Origin of the sequence: Lysobacter zhanggongensis (genome assembly GCF_046638635.1) — a bacterium.
Lineage (GTDB): Bacteria > Pseudomonadota > Gammaproteobacteria > Xanthomonadales > Xanthomonadaceae > Novilysobacter > Novilysobacter luteus.
The window spans coordinates 1-7,006 of record NZ_JBJXHK010000098.1; the positions used below are offsets into that span (position 1 = coordinate 1).

5 protein-coding genes and 2 pseudogenes are annotated in these 7,006 nt (G+C 71.4%); 6 read left to right on the forward strand and 1 reads right to left on the reverse strand.

Translation table 11 applies throughout. The features are described from left to right. A partial coding sequence (locus ACKVMH_RS11970) for a tetratricopeptide repeat protein (RefSeq protein WP_412700463.1) occupies window positions 1-1,461 on the forward strand: 1,461 nt, incomplete at its 5' end. Between the two features lie 44 nt (window positions 1,462-1,505). Next, window positions 1,506-2,141, forward strand: a complete 636-nt coding sequence (locus ACKVMH_RS11975; protein ID WP_412700464.1) for a YbhB/YbcL family Raf kinase inhibitor-like protein — start codon at window positions 1,506-1,508, stop codon at window positions 2,139-2,141. An 11-nt stretch (window positions 2,142-2,152) separates the two neighbouring features. On the opposite strand, the gene ACKVMH_RS11980 is transcribed toward ACKVMH_RS11975, so the two are convergent. After that, window positions 2,153-2,950, reverse strand: a complete 798-nt coding sequence (locus tag ACKVMH_RS11980; protein WP_412700465.1) for an undecaprenyl-diphosphate phosphatase — start codon at window positions 2,948-2,950, stop codon at window positions 2,153-2,155. A gap of 232 nt (window positions 2,951-3,182) precedes the next feature. On the opposite strand from ACKVMH_RS11980, the gene glnA reads away from it, so the two are divergent. From glnA to ACKVMH_RS13700, 4 genes and pseudogenes are all read left to right on the forward strand, one after another. Further along, complete coding sequence (gene glnA / locus ACKVMH_RS11985; RefSeq protein ID WP_215219022.1) at window positions 3,183-4,592, forward strand: type I glutamate--ammonia ligase; 1,410 nt, start codon at window positions 3,183-3,185, stop codon at window positions 4,590-4,592. 149 nt (window positions 4,593-4,741) lie between these two features. Next, window positions 4,742-5,779, forward strand: a complete 1,038-nt coding sequence (locus ACKVMH_RS11990; protein WP_412700466.1) for a two-component system sensor histidine kinase NtrB — start codon at window positions 4,742-4,744, stop codon at window positions 5,777-5,779. Beyond that, window positions 5,776-6,519 (forward strand): annotated as a pseudogene (locus ACKVMH_RS13695) (sigma 54-interacting transcriptional regulator); the annotation flags it as partial. The gene ACKVMH_RS11990 and the pseudogene ACKVMH_RS13695, both read left to right, overlap by 4 nt. A 15-nt stretch (window positions 6,520-6,534) precedes the next feature. Beyond that, window positions 6,535-7,006, forward strand: a pseudogene (locus ACKVMH_RS13700) (sigma 54-interacting transcriptional regulator); the annotation flags it as partial.

Here is a 7,006-nt window from a genome sequence, read left to right on the forward strand (position 1 = left end):
CGCGCGCTGGTCGCCGACCTGCTGCGCCGGCAGGGCCGCCCGGGCGATGCCGCCGACGAGCTGGCGTCGGTGGTCGATGGTGACCGCGCCACGCCCGGCCTGCGCCGGCTGGTCGGCGAAATGGAGCTGGAGGCCGGCCGCAACGAGCGTGCGCGGGACCTGCTGCTCGCCTCGCTGGAAGCCGAACCGCGCGACCGCCGCACCCTGCTTGCACTGGCCGAGGCCTGGCGCCGGCTCAACGCCAGCGACGAGGCCCGTACAACGATCGATCGCCTGCTGGCCAGCCATCCGCAGCAGGCCGACCTGTGGCGTACACGACTGCTGTTCGAGGAGTTCGCCGGCGACGGCGCGCGCGCGGTGGTCACCCGCTGGCAGGCCGCGATGCCGGACTTCGTGCCGGCGCTCGAGGCGCAGCTGACCATCCACGACGTCGCCGGCGACAGCGACGCCGCCGAGGCGATCGCCCAGCGCATCACCACGCTCGCGCCCGGCCACGCCCAGGCCGAACTGCGGCTGGTCGACGCCAAGCTCAAGCGCGATCCCGACGAGGCGATCGCCCACGTCGAGCGCCTGCTGGCCGCCGCCGGTGACGAGCAGGCCAAACGCAACCTGCGCCAGTTGCTCGGTCGCACCTTCGACCGCGCCGGCCAGCCCGACGCCGCTGCGGCGACCTGGGCCGAGCTGCATGCCGAGGTGGTCGGCCAGCGCCTCCCGCTGCCGCCGGTCTCCGACCTGCATGGCGACTGGCCGGAGCCGGCGACGCTGGAGCAGCCCGCACCGGCAGTGCTGCTGCTGTGGGGCGCGCCGGGCTCGCTGGTCGAGCGGCTGGCGACGGTGCTCGACGCCAACGGCGCGCCGCTGCGCGCCGACCGCCTTGGCCCGAACCCGCCACACGACCTGTTCCAGCGCTACACCACCGTGCCCGCGCTGGCAGACGGCAGTGCCGACCCGTCCGCGCTGGTGGCCGAATGGCGTGCCGCGCTGCCCGCCCGCGGCATCGCCGATGGCCAGGTGTTCGACTGGCTGCTGTGGTGGGACAACGCGGTGCTGCGTGCGCTGCGCCCGCACCTGCCGGAAGCAACCCTGCTGGTGGCCATCCGGGACCCGCGCGACATGCTGCTCGACTGGCTCGCGTTCGGCTCGCCCGCACCGTTCGCGCTGGAAAGCCCCGAGGTCGGCGCGCGCTGGCTGGCACGGGTGCTTGGCCAGGTGGCCGACCTGCACGAGGCCGAGCTGCTGCCGCACCGCCTGCTCCGGATGGACGAGATCGCCAACGACCCCGGTGCGATCACCCAGGCGCTGGCCGACACCCTCGGCATCGGTCTGCGGGGCGTACCGCCGTCGCGACTGGGCGGCAGCCGCTTCCCTGCCGGTCACTGGCGTGCATTCTCCGAATCGCTGGCCGACGCGTTCGCCGTGCTCGGGCCCGTCGCCCGCCGGCTGGGCTACGCCAGCACCTGATGCGGTCTGGCAGACTCGGGGCCCCGCCATGACGGAGCCCCGAGATGCGCATCCACAGCGACAGTTTCGACCACCGCGGCGCGATCCCGGCCGAATACGCGCTCGGCGCGCGCGACGCCGGCGAGGTCGGCTTCGGCCGGAACCGCAATCCGCACCTGGCCTGGGACGATGTGCCGGCAGGCACGCGCTCGTTCGCCCTGCTGTGCATCGACAGCGATGCGCCGACCGACCCCGGGATGGTCAACAAGGCGGGCGTCGAGATCCCGGTCGACCAGCCACGCAGCGAGTTCTGCCACTGGGCGATGGTCGACCTGCCCGCCGACCTGCGCGTGATCGAGGCCGGCAGTTGCAGCGACGGCGTCACCGCGCATGGCAAGCGCACGCCACCCGGCCCGGCCGGTGCGCGGCAGGGACTGAACGACTACACCGGCTGGTTTGCCGGCGACGACGCGCTGGCCGGTGACTGGCTCGGCTACGACGGCCCGTTCCCGCCGCCCAACGACCTGCGCCCGCACCGCTACTTCTTCCGCCTGTTCGCGCTCGACGTCGACCGGCTGGACGTGCCCGACCGGTTCACCGCCGCCGACGCCCTGCGCACGATGCACGGCCACGTCCTCGCCGAAGCCCTGGTGCAGGGCCATTACAGCCTGCATCCCGATCGTCCCGCGCCGGCGCTCTGACGCGCCGTCGACTACATCCCCACCGGCAGCCACACGAGCAGCGCCACGCCCAGCACGATCCGGTACACCGCGAACGGCGTGTAGCTGTGCTGCTTGATGTAGCCCAGCAGCCAGCGCACCGCGACGAAGCCGGTTAGCGTCGCGGCGACGAACGCCAGCGCCAGCTCATCCCATGCGACCGGCGCCGCGTTGCCGTCGAGCAAGTGCTCCAGCAGCGCGTAACCGCTGGCGGCGAACATCGTCGGGATGCCGACCAGGAACACGAACTCGGTCGCCGCCGAGCGCTGGCCGGTGCCGGCCAGCAGCGCGATGAAGATCGCCGCGGCCGACCGCGAGGTGCCCGGGAACACCCCGGCCACCACCTGCGCCAGGCCGACCAGCACGGCCACCGTCCAGGTGATGCGGGTCGACGCCGGGCGTCGCGCCGCCAGCCGCTCGGCCAGCACCATCCAGACGCCACCGAGGATCAGTGCCCACGCAATCGGGGTGACCGTCTCCGGCAACTCCCAGCCTGCCAGCCGCACCGGCAGGCCGACCGCCGCGGTCACGCCGAAGGCCACTGCCAGCTTCATCGCGTAGTCGCGGTTGGCGCGTTCGCGCAGCCCGGTGGCCAGCGCCCACAACCGACGCCGGAACACCAGCGTGGTCGCCAGGATCGCCCCGGCCTGGATGACGATGTTGAACAGGTCCGGCCGCTGTTCGCCGATGAAGTGCTGGGCGATCAGCAGGTGGCCCGTGCTGGAGACCGGCAGGAACTCGGTGAGGCCTTCGAGGATGCCGAGCAGCAGCGCGGCGAGCAGGTCGGACATGGGCGGGGCGGGCGCGGGACGAAGGACGCGAGGATAGCGCGGCCACCGACGCACCAGAGGTGGGCGGAGGTGCGAAGCGCGCACCGATGTGGTGCGCTGCAGTGGTCGCGGGACGCGGTCTGGCGTTACGGATCAATCACTTGCGTCCGCCCGCCGGTTGGCACGAACGATGCGTTACCGAGAGGGTTGCAACAGCCCGCCTCTCGCCCACCGCCACTTTCCGGAGCCTTCCATGTCGATCGAATCCATCGAGAAAACCATCAAGGACCACAAGGTCGAGTTCATCGACCTGCGCTTTGCCGACATGCGCGGCGTGCAGCACCACGTGACCTACCCCGTCTCGATCGTCGATGACGCGCTGTTCGAGGACGGCAAGATGTTCGACGGCTCCTCGATCCATGGCTGGAAGGGCATCCACGACTCCGACATGGTGCTGCTGCCCGACGCCAGCACCGCCTTCCTCGACCCGTTCACCGCCGACCCGACGCTGGTGCTGACCTGCGACATCCTCGACCCGGCGACGATGCAGGCCTACTCGCGCGACCCGCGCGGCATCGCCAAGCGCGCCGAGGCGTTCCTCAAGTCCAGCGGCATCGCCGACCAGGCGTTCTTCGGCCCCGAGCCGGAGTTCTTCATCTTCGACTCGGTGCGCTACGCCAACGAGATGGGCCACACCTTCTTCCACGTCGACTCCGAAGAGGCGGCGTGGAACTCCGGCCGCGAGTACGAGGGCGGCAACACCGGCTACCGTCCGGGCGTGAAGGGCGGCTACTTCCCGGTTGCGCCGCTGGACTCGCTGCACGATATCCGCGCCGAGATGTGCAAGACCCTGACTTCGCTCGGCATCGAGGTCGAGGTGCACCACCACGAGGTCGCCAACGCCGGCCAGTGCGAGATCGGCACCAAGTTCAACTCGCTGACCAAGAAGGCCGACGAGCTGCTGACGATGAAGTACGTCATCAAGAACGTCGCCCACCGCAACGGCAAGACCGCGACCTTCATGCCCAAGCCCCTCGTCGGCGACAACGGCAGCGGCATGCACGTGCACCAGAGCCTGGCCAAGGGCGGCACCAACCTGTTCTCCGGCGACGGCTACGGTGGCCTGAGCCAGATGGCGCTGTGGTACATCGGCGGCATCTTCAAGCACGCCCGCGCGATCAACGCCTTCACCAACTCGACCACCAACAGCTACAAGCGCCTGGTGCCGGGCTTTGAAGCACCGGTGATGCTGGCGTACTCGGCCTCCAATCGCTCGGCGTCGTGCCGGATCCCGTACGTCGCCAATCCGAAGGCGCGCCGCATCGAGATGCGCTTCCCGGATCCGATGAACTCGGGCTACCTGATCTTCGCCGCCTTGATGATGGCCGGCCTGGACGGCATCAAGAACCAGATCGACCCGGGCGCGCCGTCGGACAAGGACCTGTACGACCTGCCGCCGGAGGAGGAGAAGAACATCCCGACGGTCTGCCACAGCCTCGACCAGGCGCTGGAGGCCCTCGACAAGGACCGCGACTTCCTCAAGGCCGGCGGCGTGTTCACCGACGACTTCATCGACGCCTACATCGGCCTGAAGATGAAGGAAGTCACCGCGTTCCGCGCCGCGACCCACCCGCTCGAGTACCAGATGTACTACGCGATCTAGTCGAGACGGTTCGACTGACCGCACACGCAACGGCCCGGTACCCCGGGCCGTTGTCATTTGCTCCCTCCTGTAGGAGCGGCTTCAGCCGCGACCCGCTGGCACCCGTCCGTCACTGCCTCCACGCCAACAGCCTGCACTAAGATGGTGCGATGCCCGCCGACGCGCCCGACGCCAACGCCCTCACCACGCCGCTGGCGTGGACCGGTGCCAACGGCGCTATTGCCGGGTGCAACCAGGCGTTTGCGCGATGGCTCGGGGTCGGGGTGCGCCGCGTGGTGGGACGGCCGCTTGCGTCGCTCGACGCGGAGCAGCCCGAGCGACTGCGCGAAGCGATCGCCCGCCTGCACGCCGACAGCGCACCGTTGCGCCTGCGCCGGGTCAGACTGCGCCATCCCGAGGCCGACGAGCATTTCGCCGACCTCTGGCTCAGCCCCCACGGCGACGACGGCGTGCTGGTGGAGGCCCATCCGGTCGACGAGTTCCCCGGGGACGACCCGGCCCTGCTGCTGCCGGCCGCGCTGGCCGCTTCGCTCAAGGGGCTGGCGCACGAACTGCGCAATCCGCTGGCGGGGGTGAAGGGCGCGGCACAGCTGCTGGGACGCCGGGTCGGTGACGACGCCTCGCGCGAACTGGTCGGCCTGATCGACGGCGAGGTCGGCCGCCTTACTGCGTTGCTCGACCAGTTGCTGTCGCCCGCGCCGCCGCGCGCGCACAGCGCGCTCAACATCCACGCCGTGCTGGAACGCGTGCTGCGGTTGGCCGAGAGCGACGCCGGCTGGGCGGTCAAATTGCTGCGCGACTACGACCCCAGCCTGCCGGAGTTCGAGGGCGACGCCGATCGCCTGACCCAGGCGCTGTGGAACCTGGTGCGCAACGCGATCGAGGCCGGCGCAGGCAACATCACCCTGCGCACGCGCGCCGAACATGGGCTGCGCATCGGCGACGCGCTGCACCCGGTCGCGCTGCGGCTGGAGGTGGTCGACGATGGCCACGGGGTCCCCGAGGCGCTGGCTGAGCAGATCTTCCTGCCGCTGGTCTCGGGCCGCGCCGAGGGCAGCGGGCTGGGCCTGGCGCTGGCCCAGCAGGTCGCGCGCGAGCACCGCGGCTCGCTGGCGTGGCGCTCGCGCCCGGGCCACACCGTATTCACCCTGCTGCTCCCCATGGTCGAACCCGAGGATCCCGCATGAGTGCACGCATCTGGGTGGTGGACGACGACCGTAGCGTGCGTTTCGTACTGGCGGCCGCGCTGCGCGAGGCCGGCCACCTCGTCACCGAGTTCGAGGGCGCGGCACCGGCGCTGGCCGCGCTGGCGCAGCCGACCGCGGACCTCCCCGTGCCCGACCTGCTGTTCACCGACGTGCGCATGCCCGGCGACGACGGCTTGGTCCTGCTCGACAAGTTGCGCACGCGCGCCGCCGGGTTGCCGGTGGTGGTGATGAGCGCCTACACCGACGTGGCCAGCACCGCCGGCGCGTTCCGGGGAGGCGCGCGGGAGTTCCTGTCCAAGCCGTTCGACCTCAACGAGGCCGTCGCGCTGGCGGAGCGCACGCTGGCGGCGCGCGCCAGTGTCGACGATGACGATGACCCTCCAGCGGACGCCGTCGCCGACGGCACCCCGCTGCTGGTCGGCGACTCCGCGCCGATGCGCGCGCTGTACCGCGCGATCGGCCGGCTCGCGCAGGCGCCGCTGTCGGTCCTCATCACCGGCGAGACCGGCACCGGCAAGGAGCTGGTCGCGCGTGCGCTGCACCGCGAGTCGCCGCGCGCGGCGCGGTCGTTCGTCGCGCTCAATACCGCGGCGATCCCGGCCGAACTGCTGGAGAGCGAACTGTTCGGCCACGAGGCCGGCGCGTTCACCGGCGCCACCCGCCGCCACATCGGCCGCTTCGAGCAGGCCGACGGCGGCACCCTGTTCCTCGACGAGATCGGCGACATGCCGTTNAATACCGCGGCGATCCCGGCCGAACTGCTGGAGAGCGAACTGTTCGGCCACGAGGCCGGCGCGTTCACCGGCGCCACCCGCCGCCACATCGGCCGCTTCGAGCAGGCCGACGGCGGCACCCTGTTCCTCGACGAGATCGGCGACATGCCGTTGCCGCTGCAGACCCGGCTGCTGCGGGTGCTGGCGGAGGGCGAGTTCTTCCGCGTCGGTGGCCGCGAACTCGTGCGGGTCGACGTGCGTGTCATCGCCGCCACCCACCAGGAGCTCGAGGCGCGCGTGGCCGACGGGCGTTTCCGCGCGGATCTGCTGCACCGGCTCGACGTGGTGCGTCTGCGGCTGCCGCCGCTGCGCGAGCGCATCGACGACGTGTCGCTGCTGGCCGAACGCTTCCTCGCGGTGGCCGCGCAGCGGGTCGGCGCATCGCCGAGACGGCTGGCGCCGGCGGCGACCCGGCGGTTGCTGGCGCACCACT

Excerpts from the sequence above, each read along its gene's own strand:
- glnA (WP_215219022.1), top strand. The coding sequence starts at position 3,183 with ATGTCGATCGAATCCATCGAGAAAACCATCAAGGACCACAAGGTCGAG.
- ACKVMH_RS11975 (WP_412700464.1), top strand. The coding sequence starts at position 1,506 with ATGCGCATCCACAGCGACAGTTTCGACCACCGCGGCGCGATCCCGGCC.
- ACKVMH_RS11990 (WP_412700466.1), top strand. The coding sequence starts at position 4,742 with ATGCCCGCCGACGCGCCCGACGCCAACGCCCTCACCACGCCGCTGGCG.
- ACKVMH_RS11980 (WP_412700465.1), bottom strand. The coding sequence starts at position 2,950 with ATGTCCGACCTGCTCGCCGCGCTGCTGCTCGGCATCCTCGAAGGCCTC.